Raw genomic sequence first — 15,582 nt, 5'->3', positions numbered from 1 at the left:
TCATCCCCCATGAAAACGCCCCCGCGCCATGGACACGGGAGCGGAATTGTCGATGAGGCACAAGCGCCTAGGCGGTCGCGGGCACCGCTGCCTGCGCAGGCCGGCGTCCGCCGGGACCGCGCGGGACGCGCAGCAGGCGCATGGCGTTGGCGATCACCACCAGCACCGAAAGCTGGTGGATCAGCATGCCCTCGGCCATATGCACATCGCCGCTGAACACGCCAAACAGCAGCCCGGCCACGGTCAGCAGCGCAATGACGAGGTTCTGGCGCATATTGCTCAGCGTCGCGCGGGAAATCGCCATCGCCTCGGGCAGTTTCTCCAGATCGTCGGCCATCAGCGCAATGTCGGCGGTCTCGATCGCCACGTCCGAGCCCGCGGCCCCCATGGCGATCGAGGTATCAGCGGCAGCCAGCGCTGGGGCGTCGTTAATGCCGTCGCCGATCATGGCGACATGGCGGCCCTCGGCCTGAAAGCGGCGGATCAGGTCAAGCTTGTCCTCGGGCAGCAGCCCGGCATGAACCTCGTCGATGCCGATTTCCGCAGCGATGGCGTGGGCGGCCTGCGGCTGGTCGCCGGTCAGCATGGCGATGCGCCCGACCCCGATGTCGCGCAGCCGGGCAATTGCGCCCTTGGCCGAGGGGCGGGGCTGGTCGGACAGGCCAAAGATGCCCGCGATGCGCCCGTCCAGCGCCACGATGATCGGCGTGCGCCCGCGCCCCAAAACCCCGGACAGCGCGGTCTCGGCCTCGGGGTCGAACGCGATGCCCAGCCTGTCGAACAGCCGCCGGTTGCCGGCCGCGACCTGCCGGCCCGCGTGGTTCACCACAAGGCCCATGCCGGCCACTTCCTCGACCGCTTCCGGCGCGGGAATGTCACCCTCGGCACGACCAGCGGCCACGACGGGCCGACCCAAGGGGTGATCCGAGCCGGATTCGGCGATGGCGGTCCAGTGCAGCAACTCGGCGCGGTCCATACCCGCCAGCGGCAGCACCTCGACCAGACTCGGGCGGCCCTCGGTGAGCGTCCCGGTCTTGTCCAGCGCCAGCATGTCGATGCGGCCCGCGCTTTCCAGATGCTGCCCGCCCTTGATCAGGATCCCCGACCGCGCCGCCCGCCCGATACCGGCGACGATGGAGACCGGCGTCGAGATCACCAGCGCGCCGGGGCAGGCCACGACCAGCAGCGTCAGCGCGAGGCGAATGTCCTGCGTCACCGCCCAGGCACCCAGCGCCAGCACCATGATGCCGGGCGTATACCATTGCGCGAAACGCTCGATCATGCGCTGGCTGGGGGCGCGTTCCTCCTGCGCCTCTTCGACGCGGCGGATGATCCGGGCCAGCGTGGTATCGGCGCCGATGCCGGTGGCGCGGATGCGCAGCACGCCATTTTCCGCGATGGTGCCGGCATGGACGTGGGAGCCGGGGGCTTTCTCGGCCGGGATCGGCTCGCCGGTGATGGCGGCCTCGGACACGGCGGCGTTGCCGTCGATCACCTCGCCATCGACGGGGATGCGGTTTCCGGCGCGCACCAGCACGACCTCATTCGGCTGGACAGCACTGGCGGCGATCTCGACCGGCTGGCCGTCGCGGATCACGGTGGCGATCTCGGGCGCGGCCTTCAGCAGATCGGCCAGCGCGCCACGGGTCTGGCGGAGCGTCCGCGCCTCAAGCCAGGCGCCGAAGCTGAACAGGAACGTAACGGCGGCGGATTCCCAATATTCGCCGATGAACAGCGCGCCGATAGCCGCAACGGTCACCAGCAGTTCAATCGAGAAATGGCGAATGCGCAGCGCGTGGAACGCCCGCCAGGCGATGTCAGAGCCGGCGACAAAGGCCGCCGCCAGCATGGATGCCGCCCAGAGCCCGCGCAGGCCGAACCCGTAAAGGGCGATCAGGCCCAGCACGATCAGGCTGCCGCTGATGATGGTCAGCCACTTCCTGCGGCTGGCCGGCTGGCGAAGGATTGTCAGGATAGGGGTCAACATGCGGGGCCTCATGATGTGAAGGCCCGGCCGCGCGGGCAGGCACGGCCGGACTGGAAGGGATCGGTCAGAATGCGGCGGGGCGGGCCTCGTAGCCGGTGGATTTCACCACCGAGACAAGGGCCTCGACCGGGGCGGATGCGGGGTCATGCTCGACCTCGATGCGGCCGGTGTTGAAATGCACCTTGGCGGCGGTCACGCCGGGAGTTGCCGCCAGCGCCTTTTCGATCTTGGTGACGCAGGAGGGGCAGGAAAATTCGTCGCTGCGCAGGATGGTCTTGGTCATGGCTGGTTCCTTTCATGTCGCCGTCCGGTGGGGCGGTCATTGCTTGTGACCTCAAGATATGCTGTTCTTTCAGGATCAGGAGTGGCAATTTCGACAAGGGATCATTGCATGAATGCACAGGCGCAGGATTGGGACGATCTGCGGTTGTTTCTGGCCGTGGCGCGGGCGGGGTCGCTTTCAGGAGCGGCGCGCAGCCTTGGCGTTACCCATTCCACCGTCTTTCGCCGCATCGGCGCGTTCGAGGCGCGGTTGCGGGTGCGGCTGTTCGACCGGCTGCCCGGCGGCTATGCTCTGACCCAGGCTGGCGAGGAGATGCGCGATTCCGTCATCCGTATCGAGGAAGAAATCACCGCGCTGGCGCTGAAGGTTACCGGACAGGACCAGCGGCCCACTGGGACGATCCGCATCACCACGACCGACCTGCTGGCGGTGGGTGTGCTGCCCCGCCATGTCGCCGCCTTCCGCGCCGAATGGCCCGAGATCGAGATCGAGGTGGTGGTGGCGGATAGGGTGCTGGACCTGACCCGGCGCGAGGCGGACGTGGCCCTGCGCATCGGCAATCCGGGACAGGAGACGCTGATCGGGCGGCGGGTCGGGCGGTTGGCCTTTGCCGCCTATACCGCGGCGGACCGGCCGCTGGGCGATCCTGCCGAGGGTGACTGGATCGGATACGGCTCTGCGCATGGCCCGCTCAGCCGCAATCTGGCCCGCTGGTGGCCGGATGCGCGACAGGTTTACCGGACAAACTCGATCATCGCCGCCCATGCCGGTGCGAAGGCGGGGATCGGACTCGCTGCCTTGCCTTGCGTGATCGCTGATTGCGACCCCAGCCTGATCCGCGCCGCCGCGCTGCCCGAGGACTTCATGCTGGACCTGTGGTTGCTGATTCACGAGGATCTGCGCCAGACCGCGCGCATCCGCCTGTTTCTGGACTTCATGGCGACGGCCCTGACGGCCGATGCCGACCTGCTGGAGGGGCGCTGCCCGTGCAAGACAAGGCCGGCGCAGGCGTGACGCCCGCGCCGGCCCATGCCTGCGCCCATGGCGTCAGTCGATCATCTGCCAGCCCGGATGCTCGAAATGCTCGCCATAGGCGTTCAACGCCTGAACGATCGTCACCGCGCCAGTCTCGACCTCGCCGGCCTCCAATGCCGAGATGCCGGTCATCACCTCACCAAGGACGATATGGAACTGCTCGTCTACCTCGGGTTCCAGCACACAGTTCTCGACCATGAAATCAACCTGCTTCTGGACATCGGCAGCGACCCCATTCGCGGCATCGGCAGGCAGGGTGCCGTTGTGGATCGCGTCCAGGTTCGCGGCCATGGTTCCGTGAATCGCGGTCATGCCGGTGATCATGTTCTGATCGCCCTGCCATTTGGCGCCATCGTTCAGCGTGATCTCGATAGCCCCCGCGCCATGGCTGTCATGATCATGGGATTGCGCGGCGGCAATGCCAGCTGACCCCAGCGCGAGGGCGAGAGCGACAGCGACGGTGGTGAAAGATTTTACAGTCCGCATAGTGATCTCCTGTATCTGCCAAGTGGTTCTGGCCGCGGCGGGCATCGACAGACGCCGCCGGGCTTGGGATAGACATAGGCTGTCCGTTTTCGCACGAGAATTGACGAAACCTGCAAAGACCTATTGCACGAATGGACAGACCTCAGGCACGAACCAGACCCTCTCGGCCTGCCGCCGATACCATCGGGCTGTCGAACAGCGCCCCGACGGCATGGGGCCGGATGCCGTCTGCCTCGCGCATCAGAAACAGCGCATCGAGGGAAAGGTGTGCGGCGAGTTCGCCGCCAGCCTGCGGACCCAGCACCATCAGCGCGGTTGCCCAGGCATCAGCCTCGGCACAGCTGCCCGTGACGACCGTGACCGAGGCCGGCGACGACCGCAGCGGGCCGCCCGTCGCCGGGTCCATCGTATGCGACAGGCGCTGGCCCTGAACGGTGACATGATGCCGGTAATCGCCCGAGGTGGCGACGGCGGCATCTTGCAGCATCAGGACCGAATGGGGCGCGCGGCGTTCGGGATCGGGCGCCTCGACGGCGACGGTCCAGGGCATGCCGTCGGGCCGCAGCCCGGAGGCTCGCATCTCGCCGTCGATGCCAACAAGGAACCCGGTGATGCCGAAGCCCCGTAACATTTCGGCCAACCTGTCGACGCCGTAGCCCTTGGCGATGCCGTTCAGGTCGAGCGTGATGGGTGCATGTTTCCTGACCAACCCGGCCGCGCGGTTGATCTCCAGCACCTCATGCGCGGGCGGGCGCGTGGTTACCATGGCCCAGCGGATGGCTTCAGCGCTGGCTTCCTCGGGGCCAAAACCCCAGGCGCGCACCGCATCGCCCATGCCGATATCGAACGCACCGCCCGATGCCGCACAGATCCGCAGCCCGAGGTTCAGCACCTCGGCCAAGCCGGCAGGAACGGCCACCCAGGCGCCAGTGGGCGCCCGGTTCAGGCGCATCAGGTCGCTGTCGGGTTGCCATGTCGACATTGCGGCATCAACCTCCGCCACGGTCGCTTGCAGGGCAGCCTGCACCGGGGCGGGGTCCAGCCCGGCATCGGCGTGGAAACGCGCCGACCAGCGAGTGCCCATGGTCGGGCCGTTCAGCGCGTGGCGGCCCGGGTCAGTAGATATCTTCGGCATAGCGCCCCTCCGCTTTCAGCGCGAGCGGGGTAAGACCCGTCGGCGCGAGGATGTCGGTCAGCGCCTCGGCCACGCCCGAGGCCATGTCGCGCCCGCCGCAGACCATGATGCGCGCGCCTTCGTGTACCAGCCGGATCAGTTCAGCGCTCTCGGCCCGCAGCGCGTCCTGGACATGGCGCGGCTTTGCCCCGCGCGAGTTCGCGGTGGTCAATCGCGCCAGACGGCCATCGACCTGCCAGCCGGCCAGATCGTCGCGATACAGGAAATCGCTGTCGGGGTGGCGCATCCCGAAGGCCAGATGGATGGGCCGCTTGCGGCTGTTGCCCCGGATGAAGCCCGCAAGCGGGCCGATGCCGGTGCCGGCGCCGATCAGGATCAGCGGCGAGCGTCCTGCTGCGGCATGGAAAGCCGGATTGTGCCGGACGAAGGCGCGGATCGCCTGGCCCGGCTTCAGCGCCAGAAGCTGACCCGAGCAGAGGCCGCCGGGATGCTTGCGCACCACGATCTCGACGAACCCGTCGCGCCGTCCGGAGGCCAGCGAGTAGAAGCGCGGCAGATCCGCACCCTCGGGCAGAACGCCGAGGAGATCACCGGCCTGAAACCGGCCAAACCCCCGACCTGTCAGCCGTTGCAAAAACGTCGCCTCGGGTAGGGCAAAGCGCAGGATCGTGGTCGGCGCCTGCACCTCCGCCCCGTAATCACGGCGCGAGATCAGGGTGAGCCGCCCCGTCACGGGCGGGGTTGGCACATGTTCGAGCGTAAGCTCGATCCCCAGCGCCGCCCCCAGGGCGCGGCCCCAGCGGGCGAAATCCTGCGGCGACTGGCGATCGACCGTGTCGAAGGGCATCAATTGCGCCCAGCCTTTGGCAGCAGCCCGACTCCCGACTTCATCGGCGAACGCGCAGAACGCGGGAAAGCTGCGATCGCCGAAACCAAGCACGGCAAGCGGGGCCTCAGGGACAGATTCCAGCGCCGCGAGGCGTTCAATGAACCCCTTCGCCGTGGCGGGAGCCTGTCCCTCGCCCCAGGTGGCGGCGAGAATGACGAACCGTTCGGCCTGCGGATAGCGCGCCGGCTCGAAACCGGACATTGGCGCGACATGAACATGCTGGCCCGCCGTGGTCAGCGCATGTTGGAGCGTCGCAGCGAAACCCCAGGTGCTGCCGCCGTCCGAGCCCACCAGCAAGATGGTCGCAGCGCCGTTTGCAGGATGATTGCCACGGAGACGCGGTCTTGACCGCCGCCCCGCGAACCAGAGCACAAGACCACTCACCCCCATTGCCGGCACGCCGAGCGCCAGCACACCCAGCACGAGGCCGAGAGATGCGGCCCCCTGCCCGGTATGCAGCATGTAGATGGTTTCAGATATCTGTTCCCACATCGTCGGCTCGGCCCAGGCCAGAAGCTCACCCGTCCCCTGATCGAGATAGCCGGTGCCGCGATCCGTCTTCAGAGTGAAGGCGTCCGTGGCGTCGCCAGGATAGGGAAAGCTCAGCTCGCGCAACTCCGTGACAGCAATCACGGAGAGCGGCTCCATCGCAGCAAGCGAGACCCCAGTGCTTCCGCTGACCTCAGTCGGAAAGGTCAGCGGTGCGGCTCCATCCGGCAGAAGATCGAAGGTCGAGGCGGCCATCCACAGTGCAGTCGCTGAGGACAAAACCAGCCCCGCGACCGCCACGCGGGCGATCCCGGTATGGATGCGGCTCGACGCCGGCCCGCGCAAAGGGGCGAACCAGCGCCGCCAGCCGCCCATGCGCCGCGCGACCAGCATCGCGCCGGAGACCGACAGGATCAGCATCGCCACGGCGCCAATGACCATGGCGATACGACCGGCATCGCCCAGGAACAGCGAACGGTGAAGGTTGGTCAACCAGCGTTTGACCGGATCGGGATCGGCACTGGCGATGCCCTTGCCGGTCGCCGGGTCGATTACCGCCGCGCCGGGCGTGCCGTCGTCGAACCAGAACGCGGTGATCCGGCCCGACGGCGCGCGCCGGATCTGCTCCACCCCCGGATAGGCAGCCAGGATACGTCCTGCGAGATCGGCGACGGTCAGCCCGGCCTCGGCCTGCGGCGTGGAAAGCCGCTCGGCCGCGGGAAAGACCGAGAGCGCCGCGCCGCTCAACGCAAGGGCCATGACGAGAATGAGGGCCAGCAGACCCGGCCAGCGATGCAGCGTGCGGATCATGGCGTTGCCTCACATGTCGTAGCGGAGGCTGGCGACATACCTGCGGCCGGGCGCAGGCTTTCCCGCTCCTGCCGTCGTCAGCGGCACGGCGATGTCCTTCGGGCTGTCGCGCATGTCCTCGACGGCGGCGTCGACATGCAGCGTATAGCCCGCATCGAACAGCGCATCGGCAAGGTCGAGGGTGATTTCGAGTGACCGGCCCGCGCCGACACTGGCGCCGGTGATGCCGTCGACCTGCGCCAGGTCGCCGCCGGTGGCGCGATACCAGTCGCTGAGATGTTCGTAATACTTCGACTTGCCGCCGGCCATCCACAGGGTTCCGGCATACGCCCCCTGCGCATCCGTGACGTAGAGGACGAGATAGGCACCATCGCCACCGTACGTGTTCAGGGTGGTGGTGAGGGTAACCGGCCGGGCCATGGCAAGGCTGGGCGCCACCAAGGTCGAAGTCAGCGCGAGTGCTGCAAGGATGGATTTCATGACTCTGCTCTCTTCTGCCTGATATATCAGTTCACCCGCACAACGGGCGGGGTGCCGTTCTGGAACAGCGGATTGGAGGGGGGTGCCGACGGAGCGACGGTGGGTGCATTGCCGCGATCCCGCTCGGGGATCTGCTGGCCATCCCTGTGGCGCAATTTGACGACCTGCAACGTCGCGGGATCCAGTTTGGCCTTGATGCGACGGCCCTGGGCATCGCGTCCCTTGACCTCCCAGCAGCCGTCGTCCGCCTCGATCTTCTCAACATGCCAACCGAGGCCGGTTGCCGCCTGCATTACCGCTTCGCGTGGTTGCCAGGCCCCGTGCCCCACATGGCAGTCGTCACCTGCCATCGCCCCCGCCGCAGGCAATACCGCGAGAGCGGCTACGGCGATCAATAGAGTTTTCATGGTTCGAATGTCCTTTACGATCATCTCGGGGGCACTTTCCCGGCTATGGCCGAGGCGAACGCCCGTGTGGAAAGAGGTCCACCTCAATGATGAGGTGGACCCTTGCGGCCATCAGTTACGCTTCTCGGGCTTGGTGCCGTCGCTCCAGCGTTTGACCTTGCCGTCGATCACCTCGAGCGTTCCGGGATCGACGGTCATCTTCAGGCTGTTGCCGCCCTGGTCGATGACGTTCAGTTCGTAGCAGCCGTCGTCGAGTTCCATTTTCGAGATGGTCCAACCGAACTCGTCGGTCACTTGAATGAGAGCGTCCCACGATTGCATGTTCTCGGTCGGCACGTTGCATTTCTCACCAGCGAACGCGGCCCCGGCGGGGATCGCGAGCGCCAATGCGGTGGCGGTCAGGATGGTTTTCATGGCTATGCTCCTCAGCCTTGGTTGCCTGATGAAACCAATCTGGAGGGGGCGGCTGACGTGATCCTGATCGCCGCGGAAAACCTGCGTCAGCTTCTCGTCAGCCTGCCGCGACGAACCGCAGCGATTACACAAAACAAACAGGCCCCGCCAAACAGGCGGGGCCCGAACAGCAGCGGGAATGCGTAACGATCAGGTCACGTCATTTGTGCCGGGAGGGCGCTTTCGGCCCGTGACCATGGCACGGGGCAGGTTCTCCCGATGGCGCCATGAGGTGACGGCCACACCCCCAACATGCAAGGCCACGAGAACCAGAGCCATGTTGGCCAGCATTTCATGCACCTCCTTCAAGGTCTTGTCCCCTCTGACTTCCCGGTTTCCGTGCTCGCCCGCAACCGTCACGGCCCGGGCTTCCTCGATCGATTGTTCGAGCAGCCAGCCGCTCAGCGCGGTGCCGGAAAGCGTGACCATGAGTGCCACGATCATCGCGGCGCCAGCCGGGTTGTGCCCGAGATGGCGTCGCTCGCGCCCGTGCAGCATGTCCCCGAGATAGGCCAGCGTCGCGGCGGGGCCACGCACGAATTGCGTGAAACGGGCATGGCGGCTGCCAACGAAACCCCAGATCAGGCGGAGGGCAAGCAACGCCGCCACCGCGTAACCGGCCTCCTCGTGAAGCGGCTGCACCTCGTCCGCCGCAAGCCATGCCACTGCAAAGGCGGCAACCAGACCCCAGTGAGAGCTGCGCACCAACGGATCCCAGACCAGCACCGTGCGCGTAGTATCGGCGACGTCCTGAATGGCGTCACCCTTCATCATCTCAGTCATGTTTGTGCTCTCTGCCCTCACGGGAGCGCCGATCATCTCCGTCCTTGTATTCGATCTCGATCACCTGAAGCGTGCCGGGATCGACCGTCACCTCGATGCGGCGTCCTTCCCGGTCTGTGCCTTTTATCTCGTAGCAGCCGTCGTCGATTTTTATGCGCCGCACCACCCATCCGTTTTCTTCCGCGAGCCGCACCACCGCGCTTCTTGGCTGCCAGTCTGCCAGCGGCACGGCACAGTCGTCGCCGGCAAGTGCAGCCCCGGACGGAAGGACCACGAGAAAGGTCAGAATTGTCAGCGATCTCTTCATGGACCACACTCCGTATAACGGCCACTGGATGACATTCTGCGCCGCGAACCTGACGGGATGCTGAAGCCCGGGGCGTCCCGCCATCAGCTTTGCGTCAGCCCGGGTCGCCATAATGGCCAGAGGCAAATGAGTAGGAAGATCATGCGGATCCTGCTGATCGAGGATGATACCGTTCTGGGTGCCGCCGTGCGGGACCAGATCGCTGCGGGTGGCCAGTCGGTGGATTGGGTCACGCGCCTGGACGCGGCCGGCGATGCGATGGCCGGCACCGGCTATGATCTTGTATTGCTGGACCTCATGCTGCCCGACGGACGCGGCATCACCTTCCTTCGGTCGCTGCGCACCAGCGGCGACGTGACGCCGGTGATCATCCTGACAGCGCTGGACCAGATTTCGGACCGGATCGAAGGCTTGAACGCCGGCGCCGACGACTATCTGGTGAAGCCCTTCGATCTGGCCGAGCTTTCCGCGCGCATCGGCTCGGTCGCGCGGCGCTATAGCGGCAATCCCAACCCGATCATCGTGCACGGCACGCTTGCCGTCGACCTTGCCTGCCGCAGCATCCGCCGCGACGGCCGGCCCGTGCAGCTCACCGCACGTGAATGGGCGCTGTTCGAGGCGTTCCTCACCCGCCCGGGGCAGCTTCTGTCCAAGGCACAGCTTGAGGAAAAGCTTTATGCCTTCGATACGGAGGTGGAAAGCAACACCATCGAGGTCCATGTCAGCCGGCTGCGCAAGAAGCTGGGCGCCGAGGTGATCGAGACCGAGCGCGGGTTGGGCTACCGGCTGGGTTCGCCATGACGATGCCACGCAGCCTTCAGATGCGGTTGGGGGTGTCGCTGGGTATCCTTCTGACACTTCTGTGGATCGCGGCCGCCGCCGTCACGGCGGTCATGCTGCGGCACGAGATGGACAGGATCTTCGACTCGTCGCTACAGGAAGCGGCGCAGCGCCTGCTGCCGCTGGCCGCTGTCGAGATCGTCGGACGTGAGGAGGAAGGTGTGACGCAGCACCTTGCCGACCTGCGCGACCACGACGAATTCCTCACCTATATCGTGCGCGATGACGAAGGGCGAATTCTTCTGCAATCGCATGAGGCCGATCCCGCCATCTTCCCTGAATGGGACGGGCCGGGCTTTCGCACGACCGCAACCCATCGCCTGTATGGCGAGGACGCCCTGCAAGGCACGATCCGCCTCACGGTCGCCGAGCCGCTTGCCCATCGCGCGGCGGCGGCACGCGATGTCTGGGCGGGCCTGGGGTTGCCGCTGCTGGTATTCATCCCTGCCGCACTGTTGGCGATCGTATTGACTGTCCGCTCGGGTCTGGCCCCGTTGCGCCGCTATCGCGACCGGCTGGCCGCGCGTTCGCCGCGCGACCTCGCCCCCGTCGCCTGCGACGATCTTCCCGTCGAGGCCGCCCCGGTGGGGACGGCGATCAATGTGCTTCTGGCGCAACTCAAATCCACATTCGAGGCCGAACGCACCTTCGCCGCCAACGCAGCGCATGAATTGCGAACACCGCTGGCAGGCGCAATCGCGCAGGCCCAGCGGATACAGGTGGAAACGAAAGATACCGGTGCCGGCCACAGGGCTGCCGAGATCGAGGCCTCGTTGAAGCGGCTGGCCCGGACCGCGGAACGGCTTCTGCAACTGGCCCGAGCAGAAGGTGGGCGGTTGCGGCTCGATCATCTATCCGATCTTCGCATCACCGCCCGTCTGGTCGTGGACGATATCGAGAGGACAGCGCCGAACCGGATCGCGCTCGCCCTGCCGGAGCACCCGGTAATGTCCGACCTCGACCCCGATGCGTTTGGCATCATCGGCCGCAACCTCATTGAGAACGCCCTGCGGCACGGCGCATCCGACAAACCAATCACGGTAAGCCTCAGCGCGGACGGCACGTTCAGCGTCGCCAATGAAGGCCCCGTCGTGCCGACAGAAGCACTTGGCCGGCTGACCCGCCGTTTTGAGAGGGGGACAGCCGGAACGGAAGGCAGCGGGCTTGGCCTTGCCATCGCCGCGAGCATTGCCGATCGGATTTCGTCAAAGCTCACCTTGCAATCGCCAAGGCCGGAAAGCTCGTCCGGCTTTGAGGCGATCGTGGTTCTGCCGATAGCTTCACGGACGCTGAGCGAAGCTGCCAGCGCCCGATAGTCGCAACCATCGGACCGACCTTTGGCCGGCCGTTCGCGGCCCGGCTGGATGCTTGCCTAACATGACTGAGGTGCCTTGGTGAGTTGAGAATGAGGTTGCCTGGAGGGTTGATACTAGGGTCAGGATTCATAACCAATAAATGACGGTTGCCGCGAGCGCGATGGCCGAGAGGAAGACCTTCGGGCATCTGTCGTATCGGGTTGCCACGCGCCGCCAGTCCTTGAGCCTGTCAATCGGCACGCAACTTTGACCCCCTTTCGGCGCCCAATAATGACCCCGCTTGGTCAGCACGGGTAGCTGGCCTGACCTGCCCCCCGGTCGTCCCTCGTTCATAACGAGAGTCCTTGGGGTTGATAGTGGTCGGTTTCGAGTTGGGCAAGCGCGCCGGGCGCGGAGCCCTCAGATTGCTCAAGCGCCCGGCGCGCTTCTGCTGGCGTCTTGTTGGCCAGCGAGGAATGCGGCCTGACGTTGTTGTAGTCGTAGCGCCAGAGGGCCAGTTTGCGGCGGGCATCGGCCAGGCTGTCGAAGATCTCCTCGTTCAAGCATTCGTCGCGCAGGCTGCCGTTGAATGACTCGATGAAGCCGTTCTGCTGCGGCTTGCCCGGGTCGATGTAGTGCCATTCGACGCCGTTCTCGTTGGCCCATTTCAGGATGGCCTTGCTGGTGAACTCGGTGCCGTTGTCCGACACGATGCAGGCCGGTTTTCCGTAGATCCTGACCAGCGCATCCAGTTCGCGCGCTACCCTGGCCCCCGAGATGCTGGTGTCGGCGATCAGGGCCAGGTTCTCACGGCAGCAATCGTCGTTGACCGCCAGAATGCGGAACTTGCGGCAGGCCCCGAACGTGTCGGACAGAAAGTCCAGGGACCAGCGCTGGTTCGGCCGCAGCGGCACCGGCATTGGCGTGCGACTGCCGCGGGCCCGTTTCCGGCCGCGCCTGCGTCGCACTGACAGTCCCTCTTCGCGGTAAATCCGGTAGAGCTTCTTTTCGTTCATGATCATGCCCTTGCGCTCCAGCATGATGCCCACACGCCGATACCCAAAGCGACGACGCTTCTCGGCGATCTTGTGCATCTCCTCACGGATTTCCGGGTTGTCGGGCGGTCGTTCCCGCCGCACCGTCTTCGGATCGACACCGATCAGGACGCAGGCCCGGCGTTGGGAGATCGGATGATCTTTCATAATCCGCAGCACCGCGTCCCGCCGTTGCATCGGCGTCGTCAAGGCTTTCCCAGCAGATCCTTCAGAACCACGTTGTCGAGCATCGCATCCGCCAGCAGGCGCTTCAGCTTCGCGTTCTCGTCCTCGAGCTGCTTCAGTCGCTTGGCGTCCGACAGGTCCATCCCGCCATACTTGGCCTTGAGCTTGTAGAACGTCGCGGGGCTCAACCCGTGTTTCCGGCACAGCTCGGTGGTCGGCAAACCCGCCTCCTGCTCCTTCAGCATCCCGATAATCTGCGCCTCGGTGAAACGGCTTTTCCGCATGTCGTCTGCTCCTTCTCAGGTTGGGCAGACTCTACATCACAGCGAGGGAACTTCCGGGGGGCAGGTCAGGCCCGATGCGGTGTAGCCTCCATACAGCGCAACCGGATCGGGCCAGCGGCGTCTCGGTCATTCCCGCGTCTTGAAGCGCCAGCTCTCGTTGCCGGTCTCGACGATGTCACAGTGATGGGTCAGTCGGTCGAGGAGCGCCGTTGTCATCTTCGCGTCTCCGAAGACGGTCGGCCATTCGCCGAAGTCGAGGTTCGTCGTCACGATGATCGAGGTGCGTTCGTAAAGGCGACTGATGAGGTGGAACAGGAGCTGGCCACCCGTCTGGGCGAACGGCAGATATCCCAACTCGTCGAGGATCAGGAAGTCGAGGCGGCACAGGAGATCCGCAGTGCGTCCCTGTCGGTCGGCGCGGGCTTCGGCGTCCAGCTTGTTCACCAGGTCCACGACGTTGAAGAAGCGGCCGCGCTTGCCACGGCGGATGCAGGCCCGGGCGATGCTGACGGCAAGGTGGGATTTGCCGGTCCCGGTGCCGCCGATGAGGACGACGTTACGCTGATGCTCGAGGAACTCTCCGGAGGCCAGATCGCGCACCAGCGTTTCGTTTACGGGCGTGTCTTCGAAGCTGAACTCGTCGACTTCCTTGGCCAAGGGCAGCTTGGCGATGGTCATCTGGTATTTGATCGAGCGAGCTTGTTTCTCGCTGATCTCGGCGTTCAGCAGGTCGCCCACGATTTGCTGCGGTTCGTGCTGTCGCTTCACCGCCGTGGCGATGATCTCATCGTAGGCGGCCTTCATGCCGTAGAGCTTCAACTGGCCCATCGCGTCCAGCACCTGTGATCTTTCCATGGCGGGGTCTCCTGAGGCTGTCGTAGCGTTTGCAGTCGGCCACGGGCTCGCAGGTCAGGCGCAACGCGTCCGGCGTGGCGATGGTCAACGGAGGTGGTGGCTCGCGATGTCGGGCCAGGATGTTCAGAACGACCGATGCCGCCGGGGCGCCTTCGGTCAGGGCCTCGACGCAGGCAGCCTCGACGGCTTCCAGTCCATCCGTTGGGATCATGCTCAGGATCTGGACCATCTGACGGTCACCGTTCGGCACGCGCCCCAGCTTACGCTGGACGCGTCGTATCGCCGGCGGCAGTTCCCATTCCTTGAAGGGAGCGCCGTTTCGAAGGGCGCCGGGCTTGCGGGCCAGCACCGGGATGTAGTGCAGCGGGTCATAGATGGCCTTGTCGCGCCCGAAGGCGCGGTCGTGCCGGCCGACGATCTTGCCGTCCTGCCAGACCTCGACCCGCTCGGCATAGGCGCGGATCTCGACCGGACGGCCGACGGCGCGACCATCGACCGAGTAGCGGTTCTTGTCGAACCTAACGAGGCAGGTCTTGGACACCGAGGCCGGCACGGCATGGAATCCGTCGAAAGGGCCGACGTAGGGCACCAGGCTCGCCCGCTCATCCTGGAACACGTCCCAGATTGTCCGATCACGCAATTCCTGGTGCGGATGGGCCTTGGCCCAGGCAATACAGCGATCCTGAAGCCAGGCGTTGAGTTCCGCGTAGCTCTTGAAGCGCGGCCGCGGCACGAAGAACCGCCGCCGGACAACGCCAACCTGGTTCTCTACTTGTCCCTTCTCCCAGCCGGACGCGGGGGTGCAGGCGACGGGATCGACAAGGTAGTGTCCGCACATCTGCTGGAACCGGCGATTATACGCGCGGTCGCGGCCGACGAAGATCGTGTCCACCGCCGTCTTCATGTTGTCGTAGATCCCACGCGCACAGGCGCCGCCGAAGAAGGCAAAGGCCTTGTCATGGGCATCGAACACCATTTCCTGCGTCTCTCGCGGGTAGGCCCGGACGAACAGCATCCGGCTATGACAAAGCCGGACGTGAGCCACCTTCACCGTGGTGGTCACGCCGTCGATCAGAACGACCTCGTGACTCCAGTCGAACTGGTAGGCTTCACCCGGATCGAAGCTCAGTGGCACATAGGCGGCGGCTGACGCTTCCTGCTCCGCCTGCGACCACGAAGCCGCATAGCGTCGGACCGCGTCGTAGCCGCCGTCATATCCGAGGGCCCTGAGCTCTTCGAAAATCCGGATGCGGGTCAGCCGCTCGCGCTTCGGCTTGCGCGCATTCGCCGCCAGCATCTCGTCGAGCTTGCCTTTCCAGGGACCGATCTTCGGCTGCGGTTGGACGGTTCGCTCGTAAGTCATCTCCGTTGCGCCGGACCGGATCACCTTCCGAACCGTGTTCCGCGATACCCGCAGCTCTCGGCAGATATGCTTGATCGACTTCTTGTCCTGGAAATACGCCCGGCGGATCTTCGCAATCGTCTCCACAACCAGCATCCCACACTGTGCCCCCCGATAGCCTCGGAGGCATCATGACCATCAG

General features: G+C 65.5%; 16 protein-coding genes and 1 pseudogene. 3 read left to right on the top strand and 14 right to left on the bottom strand.

Features of this window, described 5'->3' with window-relative positions; all coding sequences use genetic code 11:
- Positions 1–67: 67 nt before the first annotated feature.
- Both E3U25_RS11300 and E3U25_RS11295 read right to left on the bottom strand, forming a co-directional pair.
- Positions 68–1,987 (bottom strand): heavy metal translocating P-type ATPase, encoded by a 1,920-nt coding sequence (locus tag E3U25_RS11300; protein ID WP_036760153.1) that lies wholly within the window; start codon positions 1,985–1,987, stop codon positions 68–70.
- Between the two features lie 64 nt (positions 1,988–2,051).
- Complete coding sequence (locus E3U25_RS11295; protein WP_028714023.1) at positions 2,052–2,270, bottom strand: heavy-metal-associated domain-containing protein; 219 nt, start codon at positions 2,268–2,270, stop codon at positions 2,052–2,054.
- Between the two features lie 108 nt (positions 2,271–2,378).
- On the opposite strand from E3U25_RS11295, the gene E3U25_RS11290 reads away from it, so the two are divergent.
- Positions 2,379–3,284, top strand: a complete 906-nt coding sequence (locus E3U25_RS11290; RefSeq protein ID WP_036760152.1) for a LysR family transcriptional regulator — start codon at positions 2,379–2,381, stop codon at positions 3,282–3,284.
- A 33-nt stretch (positions 3,285–3,317) separates the two neighbouring features.
- On the opposite strand, the gene E3U25_RS11285 is transcribed toward E3U25_RS11290, so the two are convergent.
- The 8 genes from E3U25_RS11285 to E3U25_RS11250 form a co-directional block, all read right to left on the bottom strand.
- Positions 3,318–3,791: a hypothetical protein gene (locus E3U25_RS11285; RefSeq protein WP_036760169.1), complete on the bottom strand. Its 474-nt coding sequence runs from the start codon at positions 3,789–3,791 to the stop codon at positions 3,318–3,320.
- Between the two features lie 142 nt (positions 3,792–3,933).
- On the bottom strand, positions 3,934–4,926 hold the full coding sequence (locus E3U25_RS11280; RefSeq protein WP_116222522.1) for an FAD:protein FMN transferase: 993 nt from the start codon (positions 4,924–4,926) through the stop codon (positions 3,934–3,936).
- On the bottom strand, positions 4,907–7,114 hold the full coding sequence (locus E3U25_RS11275) for a PepSY domain-containing protein (protein ID WP_116222521.1): 2,208 nt from the start codon (positions 7,112–7,114) through the stop codon (positions 4,907–4,909). The genes E3U25_RS11280 and E3U25_RS11275 overlap by 20 nt, the downstream gene beginning before the upstream one ends.
- A gap of 9 nt (positions 7,115–7,123) precedes the next feature.
- Positions 7,124–7,594: a DUF2271 domain-containing protein gene (locus E3U25_RS11270; protein ID WP_036760148.1), complete on the bottom strand. Its 471-nt coding sequence runs from the start codon at positions 7,592–7,594 to the stop codon at positions 7,124–7,126.
- A gap of 26 nt (positions 7,595–7,620) precedes the next feature.
- Positions 7,621–8,001: a PepSY domain-containing protein gene (locus tag E3U25_RS11265; protein ID WP_036760168.1), complete on the bottom strand. Its 381-nt coding sequence runs from the start codon at positions 7,999–8,001 to the stop codon at positions 7,621–7,623.
- Positions 8,002–8,112: 111 nt separating this feature from the next.
- A complete protein-coding gene (locus E3U25_RS11260) occupies positions 8,113–8,415 on the bottom strand; it encodes a PepSY domain-containing protein (protein ID WP_036760147.1) in 303 nt (100 codons plus the stop codon).
- Positions 8,416–8,604: 189 nt separating this feature from the next.
- A complete protein-coding gene (locus E3U25_RS11255; protein ID WP_116222520.1) occupies positions 8,605–9,237 on the bottom strand; it encodes a cytochrome b/b6 domain-containing protein in 633 nt (210 codons plus the stop codon).
- The gene (locus tag E3U25_RS11250) at positions 9,230–9,544 is read right to left on the bottom strand and encodes a PepSY domain-containing protein (RefSeq protein WP_036760167.1); all 315 of its coding nucleotides are present in this window, start codon (positions 9,542–9,544) and stop codon (positions 9,230–9,232) included. The genes E3U25_RS11255 and E3U25_RS11250 overlap by 8 nt, the downstream gene beginning before the upstream one ends.
- 141 nt (positions 9,545–9,685) lie before the next feature.
- Here E3U25_RS11250 and E3U25_RS11245 point away from each other — a divergent pair, with 141 nt between their 5' ends.
- Together E3U25_RS11245 and E3U25_RS11240 are read left to right on the top strand one after the other, a co-directional pair.
- Positions 9,686–10,345, top strand: coding sequence for a response regulator transcription factor (locus E3U25_RS11245; protein WP_036760145.1), 660 nt, complete (start codon positions 9,686–9,688; stop codon positions 10,343–10,345).
- Positions 10,342–11,700, top strand: a complete 1,359-nt coding sequence (locus E3U25_RS11240; RefSeq protein WP_036760144.1) for an ATP-binding protein — start codon at positions 10,342–10,344, stop codon at positions 11,698–11,700. Before E3U25_RS11245 ends, E3U25_RS11240 begins: the two co-directional genes overlap by 4 nt.
- A gap of 126 nt (positions 11,701–11,826) precedes the next feature.
- Here E3U25_RS11240 and E3U25_RS11235 read toward each other — a convergent pair.
- The 4 genes and pseudogenes from E3U25_RS11235 to istA all read right to left on the bottom strand — a co-directional run.
- A pseudogene (locus E3U25_RS11235) lies at positions 11,827–11,928 on the bottom strand (IS5/IS1182 family transposase); the annotation flags it as partial.
- 101 nt (positions 11,929–12,029) lie between these two features.
- Positions 12,030–13,183 (bottom strand): IS3 family transposase gene (locus E3U25_RS11230; RefSeq protein ID WP_116222519.1). Its coding sequence is split into 2 segments (ribosomal slippage): positions 12,030–12,934 and positions 12,934–13,183, totalling 1,155 coding nucleotides; the frame shifts between segments, so codons are not numbered across the junction.
- A 126-nt stretch (positions 13,184–13,309) separates the two neighbouring features.
- Positions 13,310–14,038, bottom strand: coding sequence for an IS21-like element ISPkr1 family helper ATPase IstB (gene istB, locus E3U25_RS11225; protein ID WP_024843951.1), 729 nt, complete (start codon positions 14,036–14,038; stop codon positions 13,310–13,312).
- Positions 13,968–15,536 carry an IS21 family transposase gene (gene istA, locus E3U25_RS11220; RefSeq protein WP_028717560.1) on the bottom strand — a complete coding sequence of 523 codons (1,569 nt, stop codon included), beginning with the start codon at positions 15,534–15,536 and terminating at the stop codon, positions 13,968–13,970. Before istA ends, istB begins: the two co-directional genes overlap by 71 nt.
- Positions 15,537–15,582: the final 46 nt, after the last annotated feature.

The sequence above is a fragment of the Paracoccus versutus genome (assembly GCF_029909795.1).
Lineage (GTDB): Bacteria > Pseudomonadota > Alphaproteobacteria > Rhodobacterales > Rhodobacteraceae > Paracoccus > Paracoccus versutus.
Note: the sequence above shows the minus strand (reverse complement) of the source record. Positions and strands in the feature narration are given on the sequence as shown.

Excerpts from the sequence above, each read along its gene's own strand:
- E3U25_RS11285 (WP_036760169.1), bottom strand. The coding sequence starts at position 3,791 with ATGCGGACTGTAAAATCTTTCACCACCGTCGCTGTCGCTCTCGCCCTC.
- E3U25_RS11290 (WP_036760152.1), top strand. The coding sequence starts at position 2,379 with ATGAATGCACAGGCGCAGGATTGGGACGATCTGCGGTTGTTTCTGGCC.
- istB (WP_024843951.1), bottom strand. The coding sequence starts at position 14,038 with ATGGAAAGATCACAGGTGCTGGACGCGATGGGCCAGTTGAAGCTCTAC.
- istA (WP_028717560.1), bottom strand. The coding sequence starts at position 15,536 with ATGCTGGTTGTGGAGACGATTGCGAAGATCCGCCGGGCGTATTTCCAG.
- E3U25_RS11260 (WP_036760147.1), bottom strand. The coding sequence starts at position 8,415 with ATGAAAACCATCCTGACCGCCACCGCATTGGCGCTCGCGATCCCCGCC.
- E3U25_RS11270 (WP_036760148.1), bottom strand. The coding sequence starts at position 7,594 with ATGAAATCCATCCTTGCAGCACTCGCGCTGACTTCGACCTTGGTGGCG.
- E3U25_RS11265 (WP_036760168.1), bottom strand. The coding sequence starts at position 8,001 with ATGAAAACTCTATTGATCGCCGTAGCCGCTCTCGCGGTATTGCCTGCG.
- E3U25_RS11250 (WP_036760167.1), bottom strand. The coding sequence starts at position 9,544 with ATGAAGAGATCGCTGACAATTCTGACCTTTCTCGTGGTCCTTCCGTCC.
- E3U25_RS11295 (WP_028714023.1), bottom strand. The coding sequence starts at position 2,270 with ATGACCAAGACCATCCTGCGCAGCGACGAATTTTCCTGCCCCTCCTGC.
- E3U25_RS11255 (WP_116222520.1), bottom strand. The coding sequence starts at position 9,237 with ATGACTGAGATGATGAAGGGTGACGCCATTCAGGACGTCGCCGATACT.
- E3U25_RS11280 (WP_116222522.1), bottom strand. The coding sequence starts at position 4,926 with ATGCCGAAGATATCTACTGACCCGGGCCGCCACGCGCTGAACGGCCCG.
- E3U25_RS11245 (WP_036760145.1), top strand. The coding sequence starts at position 9,686 with ATGCGGATCCTGCTGATCGAGGATGATACCGTTCTGGGTGCCGCCGTG.
- E3U25_RS11275 (WP_116222521.1), bottom strand. The coding sequence starts at position 7,114 with ATGATCCGCACGCTGCATCGCTGGCCGGGTCTGCTGGCCCTCATTCTC.
- E3U25_RS11300 (WP_036760153.1), bottom strand. The coding sequence starts at position 1,987 with ATGTTGACCCCTATCCTGACAATCCTTCGCCAGCCGGCCAGCCGCAGG.
- E3U25_RS11240 (WP_036760144.1), top strand. The coding sequence starts at position 10,342 with ATGACGATGCCACGCAGCCTTCAGATGCGGTTGGGGGTGTCGCTGGGT.